Source organism: Burkholderia sp. THE68 (assembly GCF_009938265.1).
Lineage (GTDB): Bacteria > Pseudomonadota > Gammaproteobacteria > Burkholderiales > Burkholderiaceae > Caballeronia.
In genome coordinates this window covers 328,961-351,985 of sequence record NZ_AP022316.1, presented here as the reverse complement: position 1 = coordinate 351,985, position 23,025 = coordinate 328,961, and the positions used below count along the sequence as shown (strand labels likewise).

The 23,025-nt window shown below is 62.7% G+C and carries 21 protein-coding genes; 5 read left to right on the top strand and 16 right to left on the bottom strand.

Annotation, left to right across the window (positions count from 1 at the left end):
• The first annotated feature begins 185 nt into the window (after positions 1–185).
• Positions 186–1,382, top strand: coding sequence for a porin (locus tag BTHE68_RS15105; protein ID WP_162067153.1), 1,197 nt, complete (start codon positions 186–188; stop codon positions 1,380–1,382).
• 90 nt (positions 1,383–1,472) lie between these two features.
• Here BTHE68_RS15105 and BTHE68_RS15100 read toward each other — a convergent pair whose 3' ends face one another.
• The 4 genes from BTHE68_RS15100 to BTHE68_RS15085 all read right to left on the bottom strand — a co-directional run bounded on the left by BTHE68_RS15100 (position 1,473) and on the right by BTHE68_RS15085 (position 5,382).
• Positions 1,473–2,534 (bottom strand): alkene reductase, encoded by a 1,062-nt coding sequence (locus BTHE68_RS15100; RefSeq protein WP_162067152.1) that lies wholly within the window; start codon positions 2,532–2,534, stop codon positions 1,473–1,475.
• A gap of 57 nt (positions 2,535–2,591) precedes the next feature.
• Positions 2,592–2,897, bottom strand: a complete 306-nt coding sequence (locus tag BTHE68_RS15095; RefSeq protein WP_174258047.1) for an ArsR/SmtB family transcription factor — start codon at positions 2,895–2,897, stop codon at positions 2,592–2,594.
• A 103-nt stretch (positions 2,898–3,000) separates the two neighbouring features.
• Positions 3,001–3,969, bottom strand: a complete 969-nt coding sequence (locus BTHE68_RS15090) for a 2-hydroxyacid dehydrogenase (RefSeq protein WP_162067150.1) — start codon at positions 3,967–3,969, stop codon at positions 3,001–3,003.
• A gap of 57 nt (positions 3,970–4,026) precedes the next feature.
• Positions 4,027–5,382: an MFS transporter gene (locus tag BTHE68_RS15085; protein WP_162067149.1), complete on the bottom strand. Its 1,356-nt coding sequence runs from the start codon at positions 5,380–5,382 to the stop codon at positions 4,027–4,029.
• A gap of 84 nt (positions 5,383–5,466) precedes the next feature.
• Between BTHE68_RS15085 and BTHE68_RS15080 the strand changes: the two genes are divergently transcribed.
• Together BTHE68_RS15080 and BTHE68_RS15075 are read left to right on the top strand one after the other, a co-directional pair.
• Positions 5,467–6,645, top strand: coding sequence for a citrate synthase family protein (locus tag BTHE68_RS15080; RefSeq protein ID WP_232077999.1), 1,179 nt, complete (start codon positions 5,467–5,469; stop codon positions 6,643–6,645).
• Position 6,646: 1 nt separating this feature from the next.
• Positions 6,647–7,522, top strand: coding sequence for a VOC family protein (locus BTHE68_RS15075; RefSeq protein WP_162067148.1), 876 nt, complete (start codon positions 6,647–6,649; stop codon positions 7,520–7,522).
• 9 nt (positions 7,523–7,531) lie between these two features.
• Here the strand turns inward: BTHE68_RS15075 and BTHE68_RS15070 are convergent, their stop codons facing one another.
• The 7 genes from BTHE68_RS15070 to BTHE68_RS15040 form a co-directional block, all read right to left on the bottom strand.
• Positions 7,532–8,404, bottom strand: a complete 873-nt coding sequence (locus BTHE68_RS15070) for a D-psicose 3-epimerase (protein ID WP_162067147.1) — start codon at positions 8,402–8,404, stop codon at positions 7,532–7,534.
• Between the two features lie 36 nt (positions 8,405–8,440).
• On the bottom strand, positions 8,441–9,982 hold the full coding sequence (locus tag BTHE68_RS15065; protein WP_162067146.1) for a sugar ABC transporter ATP-binding protein: 1,542 nt from the start codon (positions 9,980–9,982) through the stop codon (positions 8,441–8,443).
• Positions 9,983–10,042: 60 nt separating this feature from the next.
• Positions 10,043–10,990: a sugar-binding protein gene (locus BTHE68_RS15060; protein WP_162067145.1), complete on the bottom strand. Its 948-nt coding sequence runs from the start codon at positions 10,988–10,990 to the stop codon at positions 10,043–10,045.
• 33 nt (positions 10,991–11,023) lie between these two features.
• A complete protein-coding gene (locus BTHE68_RS15055; RefSeq protein WP_162067144.1) occupies positions 11,024–12,028 on the bottom strand; it encodes an ABC transporter permease in 1,005 nt (334 codons plus the stop codon).
• A gap of 167 nt (positions 12,029–12,195) precedes the next feature.
• Complete coding sequence (locus BTHE68_RS15050; protein WP_162067143.1) at positions 12,196–13,479, bottom strand: D-tagatose-bisphosphate aldolase, class II, non-catalytic subunit; 1,284 nt, start codon at positions 13,477–13,479, stop codon at positions 12,196–12,198.
• The gene (locus tag BTHE68_RS15045) at positions 13,472–14,458 is read right to left on the bottom strand and encodes a tagatose kinase (RefSeq protein WP_162067142.1); all 987 of its coding nucleotides are present in this window, start codon (positions 14,456–14,458) and stop codon (positions 13,472–13,474) included. The genes BTHE68_RS15050 and BTHE68_RS15045 overlap by 8 nt, the downstream gene beginning before the upstream one ends.
• Before the next feature lie 66 nt (positions 14,459–14,524).
• Positions 14,525–15,334 (bottom strand): DeoR/GlpR family DNA-binding transcription regulator, encoded by an 810-nt coding sequence (locus tag BTHE68_RS15040; protein WP_162067141.1) that lies wholly within the window; start codon positions 15,332–15,334, stop codon positions 14,525–14,527.
• A 220-nt stretch (positions 15,335–15,554) separates the two neighbouring features.
• Here BTHE68_RS15040 and BTHE68_RS15035 point away from each other — a divergent pair, with 220 nt between their 5' ends.
• Together BTHE68_RS15035 and BTHE68_RS15030 are read left to right on the top strand one after the other, a co-directional pair.
• Positions 15,555–15,959 (top strand): DUF6232 family protein, encoded by a 405-nt coding sequence (locus tag BTHE68_RS15035; protein WP_162067140.1) that lies wholly within the window; start codon positions 15,555–15,557, stop codon positions 15,957–15,959.
• Between the two features lie 110 nt (positions 15,960–16,069).
• Positions 16,070–16,384 carry a hypothetical protein gene (locus BTHE68_RS15030; RefSeq protein ID WP_174258045.1) on the top strand — a complete coding sequence of 105 codons (315 nt, stop codon included), beginning with the start codon at positions 16,070–16,072 and terminating at the stop codon, positions 16,382–16,384.
• An 18-nt stretch (positions 16,385–16,402) separates the two neighbouring features.
• On the opposite strand, the gene BTHE68_RS15025 is transcribed toward BTHE68_RS15030, so the two are convergent.
• The 5 genes from BTHE68_RS15025 to phnS form a co-directional block, all read right to left on the bottom strand.
• A complete protein-coding gene (locus BTHE68_RS15025; RefSeq protein WP_162067139.1) occupies positions 16,403–18,856 on the bottom strand; it encodes a glycogen/starch/alpha-glucan phosphorylase in 2,454 nt (817 codons plus the stop codon).
• Between the two features lie 269 nt (positions 18,857–19,125).
• A complete protein-coding gene (phnV, locus tag BTHE68_RS15020; protein ID WP_162067138.1) occupies positions 19,126–19,950 on the bottom strand; it encodes a 2-aminoethylphosphonate ABC transport system, membrane component PhnV in 825 nt (274 codons plus the stop codon).
• Position 19,951: 1 nt separating this feature from the next.
• On the bottom strand, positions 19,952–20,881 hold the full coding sequence (locus BTHE68_RS15015; protein WP_162067137.1) for a 2-aminoethylphosphonate ABC transporter permease subunit: 930 nt from the start codon (positions 20,879–20,881) through the stop codon (positions 19,952–19,954).
• On the bottom strand, positions 20,859–21,920 hold the full coding sequence (gene phnT, locus BTHE68_RS15010) for a 2-aminoethylphosphonate ABC transport system ATP-binding subunit PhnT (RefSeq protein ID WP_162067136.1): 1,062 nt from the start codon (positions 21,918–21,920) through the stop codon (positions 20,859–20,861). Before phnT ends, BTHE68_RS15015 begins: the two co-directional genes overlap by 23 nt.
• A gap of 1 nt (position 21,921) precedes the next feature.
• Positions 21,922–22,995, bottom strand: a complete 1,074-nt coding sequence (gene phnS / locus BTHE68_RS15005) for a 2-aminoethylphosphonate ABC transporter substrate-binding protein (RefSeq protein ID WP_162067135.1) — start codon at positions 22,993–22,995, stop codon at positions 21,922–21,924.
• Between the last annotated feature and the right edge of the window lie 30 nt (positions 22,996–23,025).

Sequence of the window (23,025 nt, the reverse complement as noted above, 5' to 3'; positions counted from 1 at the left end):
AAGCATACCGTGCCCGTGCGGCGGTGTTGTACGCGCGACACACGGCAAGGCGTTTGAAAGCACTGTCACATTTCTTTCTTCAGCCATCGCTACATTTGCGCCCGTCGACGCCACGCGCCGTCAGAGCGCGACGCACTGCAGACACCGTCAACAACCACACCGCGAACCAACTCACGGAGCATGTTTTGAAGAAGAATCTCTTGGCGACCGCCGCGCTCGCCGCCTTTGCCGCCCTCGCAGCCACCTCCGCTCATGCGCAAAGCAGCGTCACGCTGTACGGCATCATCGACGCCGGCATAAGCTACGTGAACAACAGCTCCACCAGCCCGACGCGCGCCGGCGACTCCCTCGTGAAATACGACGACGGCGTTGCGCAAGGCAGCCGCTGGGGCCTGAAAGGCGCCGAGGATCTCGGCGGCGGCCTGAAGGCAATCTTCACGTTGGAAAACGGCTTCAACAGCGGCACCGGCGCGCTCGGTCAGGGCGGCGCGGAATTCGGCCGTCAGGCATTCGTCGGTCTCTCGAAGAACGACGTCGGCTCGCTGACCTTCGGTCGTCAGTACAGCTTCAGCACCGACTACCTCGGCTCGAATTATTCGATCGGCGGCCAGACCGTCGCGGGTAACTACGCGTACCACATGAACGACTTCGACCAGTTGACGTCGAGCCGTATCAACAACGCGGTGAAGTTCTCGAGCGCGAATTTCTACGGCTTCACGTTCGGTGCGATGTACGGCTTCTCGAACACGGCCGGCGCGTTCGCGGGCTCGCCCAACACGACGGTCGGCACCACGACGACCCCGGGTTCGTCGCGCGCCTACAGCTTCGGCCTGAACTACAAGGCGGGCCCGTTCGGCATCGGCGCCGCTTACACGGACATCCGCTATCCGACGGCTGCGACGCCGGCCTTCAGCTCGACGATCGCCAACATCAACACGACCGGCACGACCAACAACGCGAAGGACCTGCGCACCTTCGGCATCGGTGCGAACTACGCGTTCGGCGCGGCGACGGTTTTCGGCCTGTGGACCAACACGCGCTTCGAGCCGATCGTCGGTTCGAGCTCGCGTCTGAACGCGTTCGACATCGGCGGCAAGTACGCATTCACGTCCGCGATCACGGCTGGCCTCGGCTATACGTACATGGACATGTACGACAACTTCAAGGGCCACTGGCACCAGATCGACGCGAGCTTCGACTACGCGTTGAGCAAGCGCACCGACGTGTACGCGCTCGCGGTCTATCAGAAGGCGTCGGGCTCGAACAACGGCATCGAGAATCAGGCATCGATCGGTTCTTCCTCGTCGAGCTACTTCGGCACGTCGGGACTGGGCGACAACAACCAGCTCGCGTTCCGCGTGGGCATCCGCCACAAGTTCTGAGCTTCGGTTTCCGAACTTCACGTATCGCCATAAACAGAAACAGCGGCCTCGGCCGCTGTTTTTGTTTCGAAGCGCAAACCTCGAAGTACGTCACTCCGCCGTTTCGAGCAGCGGATAATCCGTGTAGCCCTGCGCGCCGGGCGCGTAGAACGTCGACGTATCCCAGTCATTGAGACCGGCATCGAGTTCGAAGCGGCGCACGAGATCCGCATTCGCGATGAACGGCTTGCCCCACGCGACCGCATCCGCATCGCCGCGCGCGATGATGGCTTCGGCGCTCGCCTTCGAAAAGCCTTCGTTCACGATATACACGCCACCGAATGCCTTCTTCAGTTGCGGCCCGAGGCTGTCCGCGGCTTCATGCTCGCGCGCCGCGATGAACGCGATCTTGCGACGGCCGAGCTCGCGCGCCACATAGCCGAAGGTCGAGGCGCGATCGCTGTCGCCCATCGTGTGCGAATCGGCGCGCGGCGCGAGATGCACGCCGACGCGATCCGCGCCCCACACGTCGATACACTGGTCGACGATTTCGAGCAGCAGACGCGCACGGTTCTCGATCGGGCCGCCGTAGGCATCGGTACGCTTATTGGTGCTGTCCTGCAGGAACTGGTCGAGCAGATAGCCGTTCGCGCCGTGTACTTCCACACCGTCGAAGCCCGCGCGCTTCGCATTCTCCGCACCCTTGCGGAACGCCGCGACCACGCCGGCGATTTCGTCGAGTTCGAGCGCGCGCGGCGTCACGAACGGACGCTGCGGGCGCACGAGGCTCACATGCCCGCCCGCCGCGATCGCGCTTGGCGCCACCGGCAGTTCGCCGTTCAGAAACAGCGGATCCGAAATACGGCCCACGTGCCACAACTGCAGGAAGATCTTGCCGCCGGCTTCGTGCACGGCCTTCGTCACGCGCTTCCAGCCTTCCACTTGCTCGTCGGACCAGATGCCCGGCGTGTCCGCATAGCCGACGCCTTGCGGCGTGACCGAGGTCGCCTCGCTCAGAATGAGACCGGCCGATGCGCGGTCCGCGTAGTACTGCGCCATCAGCGCATTGGGCACGCGTTCGACGCCTGCGCGCTGACGCGTGAGCGGCGCCATGATGATGCGGTTCTTGAGCGTGAGTGCGCCAACCTTGAGCGGATCGAAGAGTGTCGACATGAATTGGTGTCCTAATGAAATTGAAAGCAGCCCATCACCGAAAGGAAAGTCAGACGCTCAAAGCATGTTCATCGAATCGCGGAACGCCTGAATGACCGCTTCGTCGCGCTTGAAGAACACCCATTGTCCGACGCGCTTCGTGGTGACGAGTCCGGCTTTGTGCAAGGTCGCGAGATGCGCGGAAACGGTCGACTGCGACATGCCGCAGCGTCCATCGATCTGGCCCGCGCAGACGCCATGCAGCAACGGCAGTTCCTGATTCGGAAAATGTCGTTCCGGCTCCTTCAGCCATTCGAGAATCTCACGGCGAAGGGGGTTGGCGAGGGCCTTGTGAATTGCGTCGATGTCCATTTCGTTGCTCATGCGTCTGACGAACGGAAAGCGTGGCCTTCCGAATCGTCTTGAGGCGAAGTATATATCGGAAACTTCCGATATGCAAATCGCAGCGCATGTGACCTGAAAAACCTCAGCCGGCGCGTTCCAGTTCAGCGTCGACGACCGCCCCGTCGCGCGGCCCATTGATATCGAAGTGCTTCGCCAACGCATCGACGACATTTTCCGCCATGGCGCGACGCGTCTCTTCCGTTCCGGAACCGATATGCGGTGTAAGCACCAGCCTGCGATCACGGATGAGCGCTTCGGGAACGTCGGGTTCGTGCTCGAACACGTCGAGCGCGGCGCCCGCCAGCTTGTCCGCTGCAAGCGCCGCGATGAGCGCACGTTCATCGACGACCGGACCGCGCGCGATGTTCACGAGGAATCCGTCGGGCCCGAGCGCATCGATGACCTTCGCGTCGATCAGATGATGGGTCGCGGGCGAAAGCGGGCACGTAAGGATCAGCATGTCGCTGTCTCGCGCGAGCCGCACGACGTCGTCGTAGTACGGCATATCGACGGCCTTGCGGCTGGGACCGAAGTACGCGAGCTTCGAACCGAACGCCCGCAACCGCTGCGCGATGGCCGAGCCGATGGTACCCAGCCCCACGATGCCGACCTTCATGCGCGAGATGGACCGGCCCAGCCGGTAATGCCCTTGCACGGGCCATTGTCCCGAGCGAACGTAGGCGTCCGCATTGACGAAGTCGCGCGTGACCGCGAGCGCCAGCCCGACCGCCGCATTCGCCACGTCTTCGGCCAGAATGTGCGAGGTATTCTCGATGCGGATGCCGCGCGCGCGCGTCGCCTGAATGTCCACGTTATCCAGTCCCGCGCTGTAGCTCGAGATGATCTCCAGCGCGGGCAGCGCATCGAGGAATGCCGTATCGATCTTCGTTTTACGCAGCGCGATGCCGCGAACCTTGCTGCCGTGTTCGTTCAGAAATGCGCCGATGGATGAAGGATCGCGCGGAAGATCGAGCACGGTAAATAGCGCTCTGAGTTCTGCGTGCGTCCATTCGGGCAATTCTGCCGCATTGAGGATGATCGGCTTGGTCATGGTTCGGATTCGGTGATGACGTTATGCAAAGACACAGAGCGAAGCGTGGAACTGCGATCAACTCATCGTGACGCGCTCGATCTTGCCCATGAAGAACAGATAGACGATGGCCGCCACCAGGCAATGCGCGGCGACGAAGTAGAGTCCGACAGTGTAGCCGCCCGTCGCCTGCACGATATAGCCGAAGGCGATCGGCGTCACGATGCCGCCAATGTTCCCGATGCAATTGAAGATCGCGCCGGCCAGCCCGACTGCCTCGCGCGGAGCCGTGTCGCTGACGACGGCCCACGTCCCCGCGCCGGCGGCCGCGCCCTTGCCGAAGAAGGCCAGCGTCATCAGCAGAACGATCGCGATATTGCTTTCGGTGACGGCGGAAAGAACGAGGCTGCAACCCATCGTCATGCCGACGATATACGGCGTCTTGCGGGCCCACGACACGCTCCATCCGCGACGAATGAGCCAGTCGGAGATCGTGCCGCCCACAATGCCGCCGAGGAAGCCCGCCACGGCCGGCACCATCGTCGCGAAACCGGCCTGCATCACGTTCATGCCGCGTGCCTGAACGAGGTAGATCGGAAACCAGGTGATGAAGAAATAGCTCAGCGCGATAGTGCAATACTGCCCGATATACGCGCACCAGAGCATGCGATTGGCGAGCAGCACGCGCATCACGCCGGACGAGACCGGGGGGCGCGACTTGAGCTCGTGCTTCGAGTCGATATCGACCATCGCGCCACCTGCGATGATGTGATCGAGTTCGCTGCTCGACACGCGCGGATGATTACGCGGCTCGTACATGACGACGGCCCACACGCCCGCCGCCGCGATGCCGATCACGCCCAGCGCGATGAACGGAGCGGGCCAGCCGAAGCGCGACGTGAGCCATCCCGCGAACGGCGAAAAGATCGCCACGGCGAAATACGATGCCGATGCGAACAACGACGTGGCAAGGCCGCGTTCTTCCTTGGGAAACCACATGACCGCGACGCGGCCGTTGGCGGGAAAGCTCGGCGCTTCGATCAGCCCGAGCGCGAAGCGCAGCGCGAACAAGAGCCCGAGCGCAACCGAGAGATCCGAAGTGACGTTGCCGATGAAGCCAACGAGCATCGTCGCGATGGACCACAGGACCAGCGTCGCGCCGTACATGGTCTTGGTGCCGAGGCGGTCAAGCAGCAAACCGCCCGGTATCTGCCCGACGACATACGCCCAGCTGAAGGCCGACAGCACATAGCCCAATTGCACGTGATTCAGGCCGAACTGCTTCGATATGCCGGGACCCGCGATCGACAGGATGGCGCGATCCGCGTAGGCCACCGTGGCCAGCAGCAGGATCATCGCGAGGATCGAATAACGCGTGCGCGTCGTGCGGGCTGTCGTGCTCGCTATATACTGGGTCGTTCGCTCTGTAGCCACTGATATCTCCTGTTTCATGCCCCTGAACGAGTCGGGGCTGATTTATGTCTCGCATTACACCGACGCCGTGGACGACCGTCAATCTTGATTGATTCGATCAACGTGAAGCACTGGATGACTCAGGAAGAGGCCTGCGAAGCCCTGAACGTGCGCAAGCAGACGCTCTACGCCTATGTCAGCCGCGGTCAGATCGAAGTCCAGGGCGACCCGCAGCACGCGAACCGCAATCTGTATCGCGCGGCGGATATCGCGGCGCTCGTGAAGAAACGCAGCCTCGGACGAGCGCGCAAGAACATCGCGGCCAGCACGATGGCCTGGGGCGAGCCGATCATCGATACGAGCATCTCCACGATCGTGCGCGGGCGGCTTTACTATCGCGGCCAGGACGCGGTGCGACTGGCTGCATCGGCGACGCTGGAACAGATCGCGCAGTTGCTATGGAACATGGACGAACCGCCGCGCTTTCCTTCCTTCGAGCCGATACCATTCGATGGACCGGTCAGCGCGCGTGTCTATGCCGCGTTGGCTCATTCAGCGGCGAGCGATCGGATGGAATCCGCATGCGATGGCGCGGAACGCGTGGCGCGGGCCGCCGCACTCGTCGGCCGCCTCGCCAGCAATTTCGTCGAACTGCGTTTGGATGAGGATTCGTTGCATCTGCGGATCGCGGATGCATGGGGCGTCCCGCATCATGCGGATCTGCTGCGCCGCGTGCTGGTTCTGCTGGCCGATCAGGAACTCACGAGTTCGTCATTCGCGGCGCGCGTGGCCGCATCGACGGGGGCGTCGCTCGGGGCGAGCATGATCGCGGGACTCGCCGCCTTCTCCGGCCCGATGCATGGCAACGCGATCGTGCGCGTGCGCGAATTCATGGATGATGCGAAGCGCTCGGGTACCGCAGCCGCGGTGCAGAGACGGATCTCGGCTGGCGATGCGTTGCCCGGCTTCGGGCACGAGCTCTATCCGCAGGGCGATCCGCGCGCGGCCGATCTCCTGTCCGCCTTCGATGCGCCCGACGCGGCCCGCGAACTGATCGACTGCGTCGAACGATCGACGGGCAAGCTGCCCGCCATCGACATGGCGCTCGCCGCGCTGGTCGAGCATTGCGAGCTTCCGGAGGGCGCGGCGTTTGCGCTGTTCTCCATCGCGCGGAGTGTCGGCTGGATGGCTCATTCGATCGAACAGAGCACGGAAGGAACCTTGCTGCGGCCGCGAGCGCACTATGTCGGGCCCGCTGTCATCGAAAACTCTGGAGGGCCATGAGATGCATCGCTTCGATTGCGCACACGAGGATATCGGCAATCTCGTGCTGCTCGAACACGTCAACCTCACGATACCGGATCAGCGTCTGGCCACCGCGTTCTATGTCAGCGCGCTCGGACTGACGCGCGATCCTTATCTGATGACCGGCGTGAGCAACATGTGGATCAACATAGGCCGGTCGCAGATCCATCTGCCGCACGGCAATGCGCAGCGCCTGCGCGGACAGGTCGGGCTGATCGTGGGCCAGCGCGAATCGCTCCTGAAACGGCTGCGGGAAGTTCAGCCCGTGCTCGCGCAGACCGGCTTCGGATGGGCCGAGCGCGAGGATCGCGTCGAGGTCACCTGCCCGTGGGGCAACCGTTACGATTGTCTCGATCCGGACGCGTCCGAAGCGCGCGCCCCGTGGTCAGGCATCAAACTCGGTATGGCTTACGTGCGGCTCGACGTCCCGGCCGGATGCGCCGCCGCGATTTCCGCGTTCTACAAGGAAATGTTCAATGCGTCCGTCGAAATCCGCGAAGAACACGACGCCCGACAGGCGGTCATCGGCATCGGCAGACATCAGCAGCTCATCTATGCCGAAACGCCCTCCGCCAGCCCGGACTACGACGGGCATCACATCCAGATTTACGTCGCCGATTTTTCCGGGCCCTACGCGCGACTCGCCGCGCACGGACTGACTTATGGCGAGGAGGCTCATCAATATCGGTTCCGGCGGCTGATCGATCTTGCAGGCGATGCGCCATGCTTCGAACTGGAGCATGAGGTGCGCAGCCTGCGCCATCCGCTTTACGCGAGACCGCTGGTGAACCGGAATCCGGAGAACAGCAACCGGAACTTCAAGGCGACCGAGGAGACGCGACGCGGCGCCTTTTAGCTCGCGCACTCAAGCCAGTTTGCCGCGAACGAACTGCAGGGAGCGGCGAGCGCGCTCGTCCATCTGCTCGTCCGTCGCGCCATTCGACATATCGCGCCAGACGCCCACGGCCCGGCTCACGGAGCCGCCCTTGCGCATGAAGGGCTCCATGACGATGGTCCCGCCGTAGTCGATTTCCTTCAGCGCGCCGAAGATTTCGTCCCACGGCAGACGGCCCTCTCCAGGCGGCAGGCGGTTCGCTTCACCGAGATGGAAGTGCCCGAGCTTACCCTTGCACGCGAGGATCGCATCGCGGAAGGAACTCTCCTCGATGTTCATGTGAAACGTGTCGAGTTGCACCTTGCAAGCCGGGCTGTCCACCGCATCGGCGAACGCAAGCGCTTCCTTGGCGTCGTTGCATAGCCATTGCTCGAAGCGGTTCACCACTTCCAGCGCATAGATGATGCCGTAGCCCTCGGCCACCTTGATGACGCGGCGCACGCTGTCGATCGCGCGGTCGACATACGGACGCTTGTCCTTCATGTCGAGCGGCGGCGACTGCGGCCATGCGCAGAACGTGAGGCCGGCGAACACCGGTGCGCCGAGCATGTGGCAATCATCGAGCAGACGCTTCACGTACTCGGTGCCGGCGTCGCGCACGCTCTGTTCCGGCGACGCGAAGTCATACTCGGATTTCAGCCCGATGCAGCACATCACCGTGAGGCCCAGATCGTCGGCGACCGTTTTCAGCTCGCGCTTCTTTGCATCCGGAAGATTGTGGAACTCGCCTAGCGAGATTTCCATCATGTCGAAGCCGAGTCCCGCGATGCGCTTCGCCGTCGCCGGAAAGTCGACCATCCATTCAGTCGACCAGTAGGTGTAGAACATGCCAACTTTATTCACGGTGAAGTTCCTTTACGAGACCATCACGAAGTTAGTTCAGGAAACGAATCCAGTCGGCTTGACTTCCGGATGAGCCGGGTCGGCATGTTCGAGCGCGGCCAGCGACATGATTCGCTCCTCCGATGCTTCGTCGAAGCCAACCTCGCCGACCAGTTGCCCCGCTCGCATGACCAGAATACGGTCCGAGATGGTAAGAATCTCAGGCAGGTCGCTCGAGATGACGAGAATCGCCAGTCCGTCGTGCGCGAGTTCTCGCATCAGCGCGTAGATTTCTGCTTTCGTCGTGACGTCGACGCCTCGTGTCGGCTCATCCACGATGAGCACGCGCGGTTTCGACGCCAGCCATTTCGCCAGCACGACCTTTTGCTGATTGCCGCCGCTCAAGAGCCGCACCAACTGTTCGACTGTCGGCGTTTTGATCTTGAACCGCCCGACGTAGGTGTCGATCAGGCGTGTCTCCTGCATGGGCCGCACGACAGGTCCTTTCGACAGGCGTCCGAGTCCGAGGGCAGCGAGAGAAAGATTGCTGCCGACCGACATGCCCAAGACCAGCCCCTGGTCCTTGCGGTCTTCGGGCGCGAGCGCAATGCCGAGCCTCATCGCATCGCGCGGTCTGGCAATCTTCACGGGCTTGCCTTCGACGGAGACGGTCCCGTGCTTCGGCGGCGGAGCCCCGAAGATCCCCATCGCCACTTCCGAGCGGCCCGCTCCGATCAGACCCGCGAGCCCGACGATTTCGCCCTGGCGAAGCGAGAACGAGACGTCGCGATAGCGATGGTCATCGCCCAGGCCTTGCACCGATAGCACGACAGGCTTGCCGGCGTGCTCTGGCCGTACGCGCTTCACCTCCGCGAGATCGCGGCCAACCATGAGGCGGACCACTTCATCCGGCGACGTATCGGCAAGCCGCGCGGTTCGCACGTGCTTGCCGTCCCGCAGGACGGTTACGGCGTCACAGTTGTCGAACACCTCACGCATCCGGTGCGAGATGTACAGAATGGTCACGCCGCGGTCCCGCAACTCGTGAACCACCTTGAAGAGCGTCAGAGAGTCGGCTTCGGACAGGCTCGATGTCGGCTCGTCCAGAATGAGCAGGCGCGGCTCATGAATCAGCGCCTTGCAGATTTCGATGAGCTGTTGCTGTGCGATGGTCAAATCGCCCAGACGCGTATCGGGGTCGAGCGAGATGCCCAGCCGCTTCATGGCAGCCCGCGCCTTGTCCAGCAACGTGCCGCGGTCGACCAGCACGCGGGCCATGCGCGGCTCGGTGCCGAGGAATATGTTCTCGGCAATCGTCATGTTCGAAGCCAGCATCAGCTCCTGGAAGACGATGGAAATACCTTTCTTCGCTGCGTCGCGCGTATTGGTGAACTCGACTTCCTGTCCGTCGAAGATGAGCCGGCCCGAAGTCGGCGAATGGGCCCCGGCGATGACCTGCATCAACGTCGACTTCCCGGCTCCGTTCTCGCCCATGATGGCGTGCACGGTCCCTGCCTCGACGCTGAAGGAGACCTCTTGCAGCGCCTTGACACCCGGATAGGTCTTGGTGATCTGCTCAACGCTCAATAGAACGGTCATGGCGGCACTCTTCACAAGGAAAGCATGGGACCGGGAACATCCCGGTCCCGCACGGACGGATTACTTGCCGCCGACGAACTTGTCCACGTTGGACGAATTCACGATATCGACACCGGTATCCGTGACCGGCGGAATCTTTCCGCCCTTTGAAAGCTCATCGAGCTGTTTCACCGACTCGATGCCCATCGCCAGCGGCCGCTGGCCGATCAGCGTGGTCGCGTAACCTTCCTTGAGCAGCTTGACCTGCGATGGCAACGTGTCGAACGAGACGATCACGAACTTGCCCGCCTTGATATCGGCTGCCTTGTTCTTGACGGCGCGAATGTAGGCCTCAGGCGCGAACATCGGCCAGCCGCCTGCGAAGAAGATACCGTCGAGCTTGGGGTTCTTCGCGAGAATGTCCTGAATCAACTGCACCGCCGTGCTGGAGTCGTCGTTGCATGCGAAGGGCGAACCCGAAACCTCCTTGAAGTTGCCGTCGAGCTTGGACTTGAAGCCCTTGATGCGCTCATTCAGATTTGCGGCGGACAGGCCGCCGGTCAGGATCGCGTAAGTGCCGCCCTTCGGAAGCGCCTTCGCGAATGCTTCGCCGGCGGCCACTCCGCCCGCCTCGTTGTTCGTGCCGATGAACGCGGCCCGCTTGGACTTCGGCGCATCGGAATCGAATGTGACGATCGGGATGTTCTTCGCCACGGCCGCGCTGATGACGTTACTGATGGAGTCGGCGTTATTCGGCGCAATCGCGATACCCGCAACCTTCTTGGTAATCAGGTCTCTGACGATCCGGCCTTGCTCGGCGTCATCGAGTTGCGCGGGGCCCGTGAACAGGCACTCCGCGCCGAGTTTCGCGGCCTCCTCCTTGCAGCCTTTCTCCGCGTCGGCGTAGAAAGCGACGCCGAGCGCCTTCGGCACGACGGCGAAAACCTTCTTGTCGGCTGCGTGCGCTTGCGTGATGCCGAGCCCGAACAGGACGGCGGCGGCTACTGCACTGATCATGGTGCGTGTCATGGTCTTCTCCAAGGATTGTTATGGCTACAGCGCTCATCGACGTCGCCAGACGCCTTTTCTGAGTTGATCGATAAAGACGGCAAGCACGATGACAGAACCGACGAACACCCCTTGCCAATAAGCGTCCGTTCCCAGCAAGACGAGACCATTGCGCAGCACTTCGAGAATCACCGTGCCGACGAACACGCCGATCACGGTGCCTTCGCCGCCGGACAGGGCCGTGCCGCCGATCACCGCCGCCGCGATGACGCTCAGCTCTTTACCCAGCCCCTGATTGGAAATCGCGGACGAAAGGTAGCTCACTTCGATGATGCCCGCGACACCCGCGAGGACAGAGGACATGATGTAGACGCTCATCTTCAGCCGGTCCACGTTCAGGCCAGTGAGCATCGCGGCGCGTTCGTTACCGCCGACCGCATAGAGCTGGCGGCCGTAGACCGTTCTCTTGAGCACGATCGCCGCGATGATTGCCAGCACCACGAAGATGATGAAGGGAACCGGCAAGTCGAGGAAGTCGCCGCCGCCGAGTGCGAAGAACGCGTCACCGTCGGGGCGGAAGCCGTCGATTGCCTTGCCGCGCGTGATGATGAGCGCGAGCGCACGTGCGATGCTCATGGTGGCGAGCGTCGGAACGAACGGCAGCATGCGCAGCTTGGTCACGCAGAAGCCATTGAAGAAGCCAACGGCGGCGCAAATGAGCAGCGTGAGCGCGCACGCCGGAACCACACCCATGCCCGCTTGCATCATCGCGGCGGACGCCACCGCCGCAAGCCCCCACACGCTGCCGACCGAAAGGTCGATCCCGCCAGTAATCATTACCGCAGCCTGACCCAGCACGACGATGCCGATGAATGACAGATTGCGCGCGTCATTGAGCAGATTGCCTTTACTGGCGAAGTCCGGCGCGAAAATCGATAGCAGCACCACCATGATGACCAGCGCACCAACGATGCCGGTCTCACGCGAGTGCATGAGCTGAGTCGCGAAACCCTTGCGGGGCCTCGGCTGCTCACTTTTGTCCACGGTCACTTTGCTCATGTCGCCTCCAAGTAAGCCTCTGAGCTCGCCATGGGGAGGGCAAGCCTCTTTTACCGTGAAAAATTCTAGTGACGAGTCGAAAGCCCAACAAAGCGGGTTTTCCCTGCACAGGTATGAAGGACGCCAAAAAGTGGGATTACCATGACGCCGTTCATCGAATGCGATGCTTACGTTCTGCAGGCGGCCGCATACATGCCGATGACCTCCCGGACCTTGCTGAAGATCAGGCTCATCGGCGAACCATCGATCAATCCGCAGCGGAGTTGCCAGTACTGGTTCGGAAGATATCGACTGATGAGGTTTTCGCGTATGTCGACGCGTTCAAGATTGGACACCAGCTTTTGCGTTGCGTCCGCAACTTCCGCATCGGTCCAGTAGTAGCGAATTCGGTCGCTGTAGCTGAAAGTGCGCAAGAGCCGCTTTTCCTGTTCGCTGCCGTGATAGTACTTCTCCCAATTTCTGGGTTTCTCCTGCATCACGCGCTCGACCACTGCTCTCAGATTGGAGCGTGCATCCGCTGCGACCAGTTCGTCTTCGATGTCCGCAAGTGCGTAGAGCGCTTCTCGCAATGCGAACGTCGCGCCTGGCCCGACTTTCAGAATGGCGAAGCCGTCACGCACCAGCGCCGAAAGAGCCTCAGGCTTCTGATAGTCCGTGGAATGCGCTTCGAAGACCATGCCGGGCAAGTCATCGAGGATATGCGACAGCTCGCCGGCGGATGACGCGTCATAGTCCACCACCTTCGTGTGATCGAACTCCACACCCGGCTGGACCACGAGACCGACGACGCGCTCCCACGCCGTATCCAGGCCACGGGCCTGCCATGCCGCACGATGCACCGCGACGGTATCGAGCGCCGCGCGCGGGTTCGTCACCTCGACCGCGGCAAGCGCTTCCGATGCCCCGCCGGGCACCGGGACTTCCGTACCGACTATGTAGACCGGGCGTTCGCGCAGCCCTGCGCGTTCGGCTGCTTGCTCCGCGGCCGCGCACAATCGGGCCGCACGCCCGGCGACCACTTCGTCGGAAAGACGCGACGGGTCATCGGCGCAGCTCATGCTCGTGTCGAGGTGAATCTTTTTGAATCCTGCCGCGGCGTAGGCTTCGATCAGTGCCTCAGCGTGTTCCATCGCTTCATCGGCTGGAAGATTTCGCCAGGCGTTCGGGCCGAGATGGTCGCCGCCGAGAAGCAGGGCTTCTCGGCGGAAACCCACCCTGTTGGCGATTTCGTGAACGAACCGCACGAAGTCCGCTGGCCGCATGCCGGTGTAGCCGCCATACTGGTCCACCTGGTTCGAGGTGGATTCGAGCAGCAATGGCGTGCCGTCATCGAGCGCCTGCCTCATGCTTGCTTCGATCACCCATGGGTGTGCCGAGCAGACCGAGTAGATTCCCTTCAGTCGCGACCCAAATCGTGCGTCGCCTGTGAGCCGTGTGACGATTTCAGTCATGGCTCACCTCGGATCTCTCCTTGATGAACGCATCCAGTTCCGCGAGGGTTGCAGTTCCTTCCATCGGACCGCGATACGTGACAGCGCGCGCACCTGCAGCGCCGGCATATTCCAGCGCCCGCCCGACAGCAAGCCCTTGTGCACGACAGGCGATGTATGTGCCGCCGAAGCAGTCCCCGGCGCCCGTCGGGTCGACTTCAGTCACCGGCAAGGCTTGCACATGCCACTCGTCTTTTCCATCGTAGAAGCTGCATCCGTCTTTGCCGCGTTTCACCACGACCTCGCGCACTCCTCTGCCCAGCAATTCATCGATCGCTGCCTTTTCGGTGTTCGCGCTCGCGAGCAACATCACTTCGTGCCCGCTCGGCAGGAAAACGTCGGTGTAGTCGAGAATGAAGTCGAGCGCCTCACGCATTTCCGGAATGCGCAACATCTCCTTGCGGATGTTCGGATCGAAGCTGACCGTGCCACCGTTCGCCTTCACCGTTTCGATGACGCTCTTCATCGCCTCGATGATGCGAAACGAGAAGAGCGAGGACCCCATCACATGAAAATGCCTGCAATCCTTCAGCAAGTGTTCGCGAATCTCGCTGACAGAAAGATGTCCCGAGGCGCTGTTGGTGATGTTGTAGATGAAGTCCCTGTCGCCATCCTTGCGATACGTGACGAACGCGCTGCCGGTGGTGGCAGCCTTGATGACGGATATGCCGGAGACATCCACGCCGTCCTCGCGCAGGCGCTCGACATTGAGCGCGCCGAAGTCGTCATCGCCCACGCATCCGATGATCGCGCACGGGCTGCCGCACTTCGCGACCTGATCGATAAAAATTGCCGGTGCGCCGCTCGCGAACGGCCCAATCAGTGTCCCTGCCTGCCGAAACGACTGCCCGATTTCCGTGGCGAGAATCTCGACGAGAATCTCGCCCATCGTGAGAATGCAGCCGGGACGATGGTCCGGTTTCGCTTCGGTTTTAGCCATGGCGGTTTTCGTTAGGATTACGATACACGAAATGCAATACAGGACGTGCTTAGCGCAATCGTCCTGTCAGGAAGCGCGAAACTCCAGAATGCCTGTGTCGCGCCTTTGCAGCTGAAGGCCCTTGCGCATCACCGTCTCCATCGTGGGCGGATCGATTCCATCGTCGATGAGCAACGTGTCGATCTCTTGCGCGCTCGCGAACGCCACGCCGCTACGTTCGTCGAGTACCGGCTGAAACGCAACGACGATCGTTCGCCTCGCGGCCCGCCGCGCTGCCTGCGCCACGCGCGCCAGGGCGGAATCCGCCGTCAAAAGTTTGCCATCGCGGTCGACACCGGATGCTTGCAGCACGCACAGATCAATCGGGCGCCGGCTCACAGCGGCTTCCGCGTCAGGGCCGGTCATCACAGTCGAGCCGTGCTCCAGTTGGCCGCCGGTCAGCAACACCTCGCAGTGCAGAAACCGCTGAACCGTCTGGGCAACCGAAACGTCCTGAACCAGCAATGAAAGGTTCGCCCGGTCTGCAAGGAAGGGAATCATCTTGTGAACGATCTCTCCCGCGCCCAACATGACCGCTTCGCTATCCATCACCTGTTCGGCCGCAAAACGGGCCAGAGCCGTCTCGGAGGCCTTGCGCATGGCGGCGTCCGACGCCGGCACGAGAATGTCGTCTCCGGACTTCTGTGCGAGATAGCGGGCCTTTCCGAACGAACGCAGAAGGTAGCGCTGCTGCTCCAGATAAGTCAGGTCGCTACGGATGGTCACGCTCGAAACATCGAAAACCTGACTGAGTTCATCGACGGAAACTTCCCCGCGCTTGCGAACAAGTTCGACGATTTGAAGGCGTCGCTTCAATGAACTCTTGTTGTTCAGCATCAGGTTCGCTTCCGCGCGATCTTTCGTTACGGAAGAGTCTAGTTTCGAAACGAAAGAAGATCAAAGCGAATCTCGTCATGGTTTTCCCGTGAGAGACGGCATATCGCGGCGCGGGAGCGCCCGGAATGCAAAGCACATGAATGCCGTGCAACTGCCCCCGGCGCGCGCGGTCTGGTACGCTCCCCGGTTTCACCGGCCGTAACAAGAACTGCAAAACCCTATGGATACTCCTTTCAACGAACGCGGCGTCACGCTCTCGCGCGCCGGCCTGTCGGCATCGGGGCAGATGATTCCGCTGCGTGATCTGCGCACCGCGCGCGTCGTGATGATTCCGCGCCAGAAGCCGATGCCAGTCATCATCGCGCTGATCGGGCTCGTCGCGTTCGGCGCGGGCATTATCACCGGCTCGGGCGCGGCGCTCGTGCTCGGCGTGATGACCATCGTGGTGGGCTACCTGACCTGGATCACGCAGGACGTGATCTATCAATTGATGGTCGCGACGCCCGATGGCGAGCGCGAAGTGCTCATCACGAAAGATCAGGAATTTGCGGACAAAGTGGCCGCGCTCGTCGGCGATGCGGTCGCGAAACACGCGGCCAGCGCAGCCACCAAACCGCAGGCGTGATTTTGATACGGCGTTAATATCGTCGCGCGCGACTTTATCGCCGCCTTTAGGCGCGCGGCGCTAGAGTGAACGCGTTGCCACTTCGAGCCGCCATCGGGCGGCTGTCATCGATGTATCGCACTTCCGACCTGCCCTTTCTTCCCCAGGCATCCAACGGCGGCTCGCCGCGCCGCCGCGAAACGCGTCACTGCCTCGCCTTCGATCTGACCGTTCCCGGACTGAACTCCGCACCCGCGCGTGAATTGCTCACGCACGCTTTCGGTGCGAACGTGCGCGCGCACGTCGTCGCGACGAGCCGTCGTCACGACTGTACGACCCTCTATGTCGAAACGGACGGCGTGGACGCGAACGTGGTCATCGGCAAGATCACGCGATGGTTTCCCAACGCGACGCTAGGCCGCGTGATTCGCATCACGCGGCGCTGACGCCGAAACGCGCGCGCTTCAGGTCACCTGCAACGGCTCGACATGCCAGATGTCGCGCGCATATTCCGCGATCGTGCGATCCGACGAGAAGATGCCCATGCCCGCGACGTTCTCGATCGCGCTCTTGGTCCACGCGTCCTTGTCGCGGAACTTGAGATCGACTTCGGTCTGCGTCTTGTCGAAGCTGTCGAAGTCGGCGAGCACCATGTAGTGATCGCCCCAGTCCACCAGCGTGTGGAAGATGTCGTAGAAGCGATGCGGCTCTTCCGGCGAGAAATGCCCGAGGCGAATCTGATCGAGCGCGAGCTTCAGCTCCGGGTTCTCTTCGTAGATCTGCCGCGGCCGATACCCCGCCGCCCGCAGCGATTCGATCTCGTCGGTCGTATTGCCGAAGATGAAGATGTTCTCGCGCCCCACGGCATCGCAGATTTCGATGTTCGCGCCATCCAGCGTGCCGATGGTCAGCGCGCCGTTCAGCGCGAGCTTCATGTTGCCGGTGCCCGATGCCTCGGTGCCGGCCATCGAAATCTGTTCCGACAGGTCCGCCGCCGGAATGATGAGTTCGGCCACCGAGACGCCGTAGTTCGGAATGAAGCCGACCTTCAACCGGTCGCCGACGAGCGGGTCCGCGTTGATCCGCTTCGCGACATCGTTGATGAGCTTGATGATGTTCTTCGCCATCTTGTACGCCGATGCCGCCTTGCCCGCGAACATCACCACGCGCGGCGTCCAGTCCTGCTCCGGATTCTCGCGGATGCGGTTGTAGCGCACGATCACGTACAGGATGTTGAGCAACTGCCGCTTGTACTCGTGGATGCGCTTGACCTGCAGATCGAACAGCGCTTCCGGATTGATGATCGCATTGGCGTCGCGCTTGGCGCGCTCGACGAGCCTGAGCTTGTTGGCGAACTTCGCTTCGTGGAAAGCCTTGCAGAACTCCGGATCGTCGCGCCATTCGCGCAGGCGGCCGAGTTCGAAGAGATCGGTGCGCCAGCGCGGCCCGAGGCGCTTGTCGATCAGCGACGAAAGCGACGGACTCGCCTGCGCGAGCCAGCGGCGCGGCGTAATGCCGTTGGTCACGTTGGTGAAGCGCTCCGGATACATGCGCGCGAAATCGGAGAAGATGTTCTGCACCATCAGTTGCGAATGCAGCTTCGATACGCCATTCACCTTGTGGCTCGCGACGATCGCGAGATGCGCCATCCGCACGCGCCGCTGACCGTATTCGTCGACGAGCGAGATGCGGCGGATCAGCTCGACGTCGCGGCCGAACTTCTCGGTCACCTGCTTCAGGAATTGCGCGTTGATCTCGAAGATGATCTCGAGGTGCCGCGGCAGCAGTCGCGCGAGCATCTCGACGTCCCACGTTTCGAGTGCCTCGGGCATCAGCGTGTGGTTCGTGTACGAGAACATCTGCTGGATGAGCTTCCACGCCTTGTCCCACGGCACGCGATGCTTGTCGACCAGGAGACGCATCAGCTCCGGAATCGCGAGCACGGGGTGCGTATCGTTCAGATGCACCGCGACCTTCTCCGCGAGCCGCCCGAAATGCGTATGCGTGCGCTGATAGCGGCGGATCAGATCCTGCATCGTCGCGGAGACGAAGAAGTACTCCTGACGCAGACGCAACTCGCGGCCAGCCTGCGTCGAATCGTCGGGATAGAGCAGACGCGAGACATGTTCCGAGGTGTTCTTCGCCTCCACCGCGCGGCGATAGTCGCCCTGATTGAATGCGGAGAGATCGAACTCGTCGGTCGCGCGCGCGGACCACAGGCGCAGCGTGTTGGTCGCCGTCGTGGCGAAGCCGGGGATGACCGTGTCGTAGGCCATCGCGTTGACGTGCTCGGTGTCGATCCAGTCGGTGCGGTCCTCGTGCTGCACGGTGCGGCCGCCGAAATGCACGGTGTACACGACCTCGGGACGCGGGAACTCCCACGGATTGCCCGCGCGCAGCCAGTAATCGGGCATTTCGACCTGATTGCCGTCGACCACCGTCTGGCGGAACATGCCGTATTCGTAACGGATGCCGTAGCCGAAGCCCGGCACGCCGACGGTCGCCATCGAATCGAGGAAGCAGGCGGCAAGCCGCCCGAGGCCGCCATTGCCGAGCGCGGCGTCCGGCTCCAGTTCCTCCAGCGCCGCGAGATCGACGCCGAGGCCGGCCAGCGCGTCGCGCACCTCGTCATAGATGCCGAGCGCGAGTAGCGCGTTGCTGAAGGTTCTGCCGATGAGAAACTCCATCGACAGGTAGTAGACGCGCTTCACGTCCTGTTCGTATTGCAGCCGCGTGGTGCGCATCCAGCGTGCGACGAGGCGATCGCGCACCGCCAGTTCAGCGGCGTGCAGCCAGTCGCGCGGCTGCGCCGTGACGGCGTCCTTGCCGACGCCGTACATCAGGCGGTTCGAGATGGAGCGCCTGAGCGCATCGACGGTGCTGTTGAGCTGGTCGAATTCCAGGTCGACGGATGTCATCGGAACCTCCGGTGTTTGCAACATATGCAACGACCGCGAAAGCGCGACGGGAGTTCACTCGGACGCCCCAAAATGGCGCCCTGCCCTGATTGTTCCCGAGGGAAAATTCCTCCGGTCATGCGGGTGCGGCCGTGCCTGAAAGTGCAGGTTACGCCAGTTTTATTTTTTTTGGTATGACATGGCCAAAACGCGAACGCGGCCCGGGAATTGCTCGCGGCCGCATTCCGGGCCCAATTCCGGCCCGGAATTTTAGTTCGGATTCCCGATGTTCAGCGTGCGATTCCGCTGCGCGGAGCACGCGCGGCGATCATCAGTAGCGCGGCGAGCGAGACCGCCAGCAGGATCAGCGACAGCGCCGATGCGGGCAGATAGTAACCGCGATTGACCTGCCCCACGACGACGATCGGCACGGTCGCGAAGCCCGGCGGATAGACGGTCAGCGTCGCGCCCAGTTCGCCGAGCGACAGCGCGAAACCGAGCGCGAGACTCGCGCGGATTGCCGGCACGAGTTGCGGCAATACCACGCGCGCGAGCACCATGCGCGGCGGCGCGCCGAGACTCGCGGCGGCCTCGCGCAAGGTCATCAGTTCCGGGCGCAACGCGGCGGCCGCGCAGCGATAGCAGAACGGCAGCACGAGCGCGAGCTGCACGAGCACGACGATCGCGGCCGAGCCGGACAGATCCAGCGGACGCTTGTGATACGCGATCAGCACCGCGAGACCGAGCACCACGCTCGGCACGCCGCTGCCCATCATCGCGACGGCGTCGACGAGCGCGCCGAGGCCACGCCGGTCGCGCCCTTCCAGCGCGAGTGCGAGCCAGAGGCCCAACGCGGTGCCGAGCACCGCGACGCCCATGCCGACTTCGAGACTCGTCATGACGGCGTCGAGATCGCTCGAACCGAGGCGCGCGAACCAGCGCGTGCTGAAACCATCGGGCAGCATCGTTCCCGACCAGTGCGACGCGACGCTCGACAGCGCGACGACGATTACCGGCAGCACGAAGAGCCAGAAGCACAGCAACGCGACGAAGCCCGTGAACGCGATGCGCAGCAACGCGCCGGGCGTGAACCGCGAGGAAATTGAAAGCTGCATGTCAGCGGCCTCCCGCACGCCGGTCGACGCGCCGATACAACGCGTACAACGACAGCGACATCAGCAGCATCACGACCGAGCCGGCCGCCGCAGTGGGCAGATCCAGATCGACGGTCGCGGCGCTGTAGATGGCGATCGGCAGCGTGATCAGATGCGCGCTGCCGAGCACGAGCAGAATGCCGAACTCGTTCAGCGTCAGCAGGAAGCAAAGGATCGTTCCCGCCGCGATGCCCGGCCACGCGAGCGGCAACACGATCTTCATCGCGACCATCCAGCCATCGGCGCCGAGGCTTTTTGCCGCTTCGACCAGACGCATGTCGAGGGTCGCGTACGATGCGAGCGTCGGGCGCACGACGAACGGCGCATAGAACACCACTTCCGCGAGAATCACGCCGCCGATGCCGAAGAGAAAATCGAGCGGCGGCGCGTCGGGCGAAAAGAGCCGCTGCAAGCCGATGCTCACCGATCCTTGCGAGCCGTAAAGAAAGATCAGCGTGAACGCCACGAGGAACGACGGAAACGCAACGAACAATTCCAGAAAGCGCGTCAGCAGACGCGCGCCCGCGAACGGCCTGAAGAACAGCATCGACGCGAGCGCTACGCCCAGCAGCGACGCGATGCTCGCGCTCGCGACAAGAATGCCGAACGTCGTGCCGATCATGCCGCGCGTTTCGGGATTGCCGAAGAACGCGCTGTATGCGTGCAGCGTGAAGCCGTCGGAGCCGGTCACGCTCAGCATGATGAGCCGCGCGAGCGGATAGACGACGAGCGGCCCGAGCACGAACACGAGAATGAACAGCAGATGCCACTGGCCTTTGCGATGACGCCGCTGCGCCTGTGCGGCATGAGCGGCAAATTGCGCAGAGAGATCGGCGTCGCTGATGCGGCCTTCGTCGCGCGCGACGCTGTCAGGAACGAACAAGGACGACATCGTCAGCCTCGAAGCGAAGTGAAACGCGCGCGCCCTTCTCCGGCATGCGTGAATGGCCACGCTGCGTCGTCACGAGCACGGGCTCGCCGGGCAATGCATCGAGCGCGACGGAAATCGACAGCGCCGCGCCATACCAATCGACCGATGCGATCGTGCCATGCAATGGGCCATCGCCCAGCGGCACGATCGTGAAGCGCTCGGGACGAATGCACGCAAGACGTTCGCGCTCGTCGTGCCGCGCATCGCCGACGGGATACACCACGCGCGGCGGCAACAGATTCGCCGCACCGAGATAGCGCGCGACGAACGCATCGTTGGGTGCGTCGTACAACTCGCGCGGCGCGCCGAGCTGCGCGATGCGGCCATCGCGCATCAGAAGCGTGCGATCGGAGAGCACGAGCGCATCGTCCTGATCGTGCGTCACGCACACGATCGTCAGATTCGGCAGGCGCTCATGCAGCGCCTTCAGCTCGCTGCGAACGGAGGCGCGCAGATTGGCATCGAGCGCGGAGAGCGGTTCGTCGAGCAGCAACACATCCGGTTCGATGACGAGCGCGCGCGCCAGCGCGACGCGTTGCTGCATGCCGCCGGACAGTTGCGCGGGCATGACGTGACCGGCGTCGGAAAGCTGCACGAGCTTGAGCGCATCCGCGACGCGGCGGGTGATTTCGCCCGTACTCAGCTTGCGCGCGCGCAGTCCGAACGCGACGTTGTCGAACACCGACAGATGCGGAAAGAGCGCATAGCTCTGAAACAGCAAGCCGAGATTGCGTCGATGCGGCGGCATGTGCGTGAGATCGCGGCCCGCGATCGACAGCGTGCCGGCGAGCGCATCGGCCTGGACGAAGCCCGCGATGAAGCGCAGCAGCGTGGTCTTGCCGCAACCGCTGCGGCCGAGCACAGTGAGGAACTCGCCGCGATCGATGCGCAGCGTGAGATCGTCGAGCACGGTGCGCTGACCGAAGCGCACCGTCAGGCGATCGATGTGCACGCCCGGCGACTGCTCTGCGCCGAATGCTTCTTTGGGAACGGCGCTCACGTTACGACTTCGGCTTGGCGACTTCCGTCTGCTTGCCCGAGTTGCCGATCACTTCGGTCTTCCAGCGCTCGGTCCAGCCGGCCTTCTTCTGCATGACTTCGTTCCAGTCGACCGGAATCAGCTTCACGCCCGAGATCGCCTGTTTGACGGCTTCGCCATTCTTGCCCGCGAGCGGCACGTCGGTGCGGCCCGGAATGCCGTAGATGTCAGGCACTTTGGACTGCACATCCGACGACATCAGATAGTCGATCAGCTTCTTGCCGGCAGCCTGATTCGGTCCGCCCTTGATGAGGCCGATCGCGTACGGAAGCTGGAACGTGGTCGGCGCTTCGCCGGTCTTGTGCGAGAGGAACAGCGGCTTGATCGAGAGGCCGCCGTTCGCGGCGTCGTCGAGGTCCATTTGAAGGTCGCCGTTGGCGAAGGCGATCTCGTTGCGCGAGAGCAGCACGTCGAGGTAGCCCGTGCCTTTGGTGTGGAACTTCGCGCTTTGCTCGAGCGTCTTGAGGTAATCGAAGGCCTTGTCCTCGCCCATCAAGGCGGAGGTCAGGATGATGACGGCCATGCCGTCGCCCGCCGTCGCCGGATTCGAATACGCGATCTTGCCCGAGTAGTTCGGATGCAGCAGATCGGCGAATGTCTTCGGCGCGTTCTTCGTGACTTCGGGGTTGATCGCGAACGAGAAATAGTTGTTCACGAACGTGGCCCATGCGCCGTCCTGCGCTTTCGCGATCGCGGGCACGTTCTTGTAGTTCACGCTCTGATAGGGTTGCAGCAGGTTGCCTTGCTGCGCTTGCTGGATGAACGGCGGCAGCGTGACGAGCACGTCGGCTTTGGGCGAATCCTTTTCGATGGTCGCGCGATTGACCACTTCGCCGCTGCCCGCCGTGACGATATTGACCTTCACGCCTTCCTTCTTTTCGAAGGCGGGGAGCACGTCCTTGTAGAGGTTCTCGAGGCCGTCGGCAGTGTACAGGACCACGGCGTCGGCGGCGTGGGCGGGCATCGCGGCAAGCATCGTGAATGCGGCGGTGAACGCCGGCAGGATGTTGCGCGCGAGGCGGGAAGTGCGGGTCATTTTTGGGATGTCTCTTCGTCGGGGTGGATG

What these genes read in the sequence shown, in the direction of transcription:
- BTHE68_RS15025 (WP_162067139.1), bottom strand. Translation starts at nt 18,856, where the DNA reads ATGACATCCGTCGACCTGGAATTCGACCAGCTCAACAGCACCGTCGAT.
- BTHE68_RS15015 (WP_162067137.1), bottom strand. Translation starts at nt 20,881, where the DNA reads ATGTCGTCCTTGTTCGTTCCTGACAGCGTCGCGCGCGACGAAGGCCGC.
- BTHE68_RS15090 (WP_162067150.1), bottom strand. Translation starts at nt 3,969, where the DNA reads ATGACCAAGCCGATCATCCTCAATGCGGCAGAATTGCCCGAATGGACG.
- BTHE68_RS15040 (WP_162067141.1), bottom strand. Translation starts at nt 15,334, where the DNA reads ATGCTGAACAACAAGAGTTCATTGAAGCGACGCCTTCAAATCGTCGAA.
- BTHE68_RS15050 (WP_162067143.1), bottom strand. Translation starts at nt 13,479, where the DNA reads ATGACTGAAATCGTCACACGGCTCACAGGCGACGCACGATTTGGGTCG.
- BTHE68_RS15100 (WP_162067152.1), bottom strand. Translation starts at nt 2,534, where the DNA reads ATGTCGACACTCTTCGATCCGCTCAAGGTTGGCGCACTCACGCTCAAG.
- BTHE68_RS15075 (WP_162067148.1), top strand. Translation starts at nt 6,647, where the DNA reads ATGCATCGCTTCGATTGCGCACACGAGGATATCGGCAATCTCGTGCTG.
- phnS (WP_162067135.1), bottom strand. Translation starts at nt 22,995, where the DNA reads ATGACCCGCACTTCCCGCCTCGCGCGCAACATCCTGCCGGCGTTCACC.
- BTHE68_RS15065 (WP_162067146.1), bottom strand. Translation starts at nt 9,982, where the DNA reads ATGACCGTTCTATTGAGCGTTGAGCAGATCACCAAGACCTATCCGGGT.
- phnV (WP_162067138.1), bottom strand. Translation starts at nt 19,950, where the DNA reads ATGCAGCTTTCAATTTCCTCGCGGTTCACGCCCGGCGCGTTGCTGCGC.
- BTHE68_RS15045 (WP_162067142.1), bottom strand. Translation starts at nt 14,458, where the DNA reads ATGGCTAAAACCGAAGCGAAACCGGACCATCGTCCCGGCTGCATTCTC.
- BTHE68_RS15060 (WP_162067145.1), bottom strand. Translation starts at nt 10,990, where the DNA reads ATGACACGCACCATGATCAGTGCAGTAGCCGCCGCCGTCCTGTTCGGG.
- BTHE68_RS15035 (WP_162067140.1), top strand. Translation starts at nt 15,555, where the DNA reads ATGGATACTCCTTTCAACGAACGCGGCGTCACGCTCTCGCGCGCCGGC.
- BTHE68_RS15055 (WP_162067144.1), bottom strand. Translation starts at nt 12,028, where the DNA reads ATGAGCAAAGTGACCGTGGACAAAAGTGAGCAGCCGAGGCCCCGCAAG.
- BTHE68_RS15030 (WP_174258045.1), top strand. Translation starts at nt 16,070, where the DNA reads ATGTATCGCACTTCCGACCTGCCCTTTCTTCCCCAGGCATCCAACGGC.
- BTHE68_RS15095 (WP_174258047.1), bottom strand. Translation starts at nt 2,897, where the DNA reads ATGAGCAACGAAATGGACATCGACGCAATTCACAAGGCCCTCGCCAAC.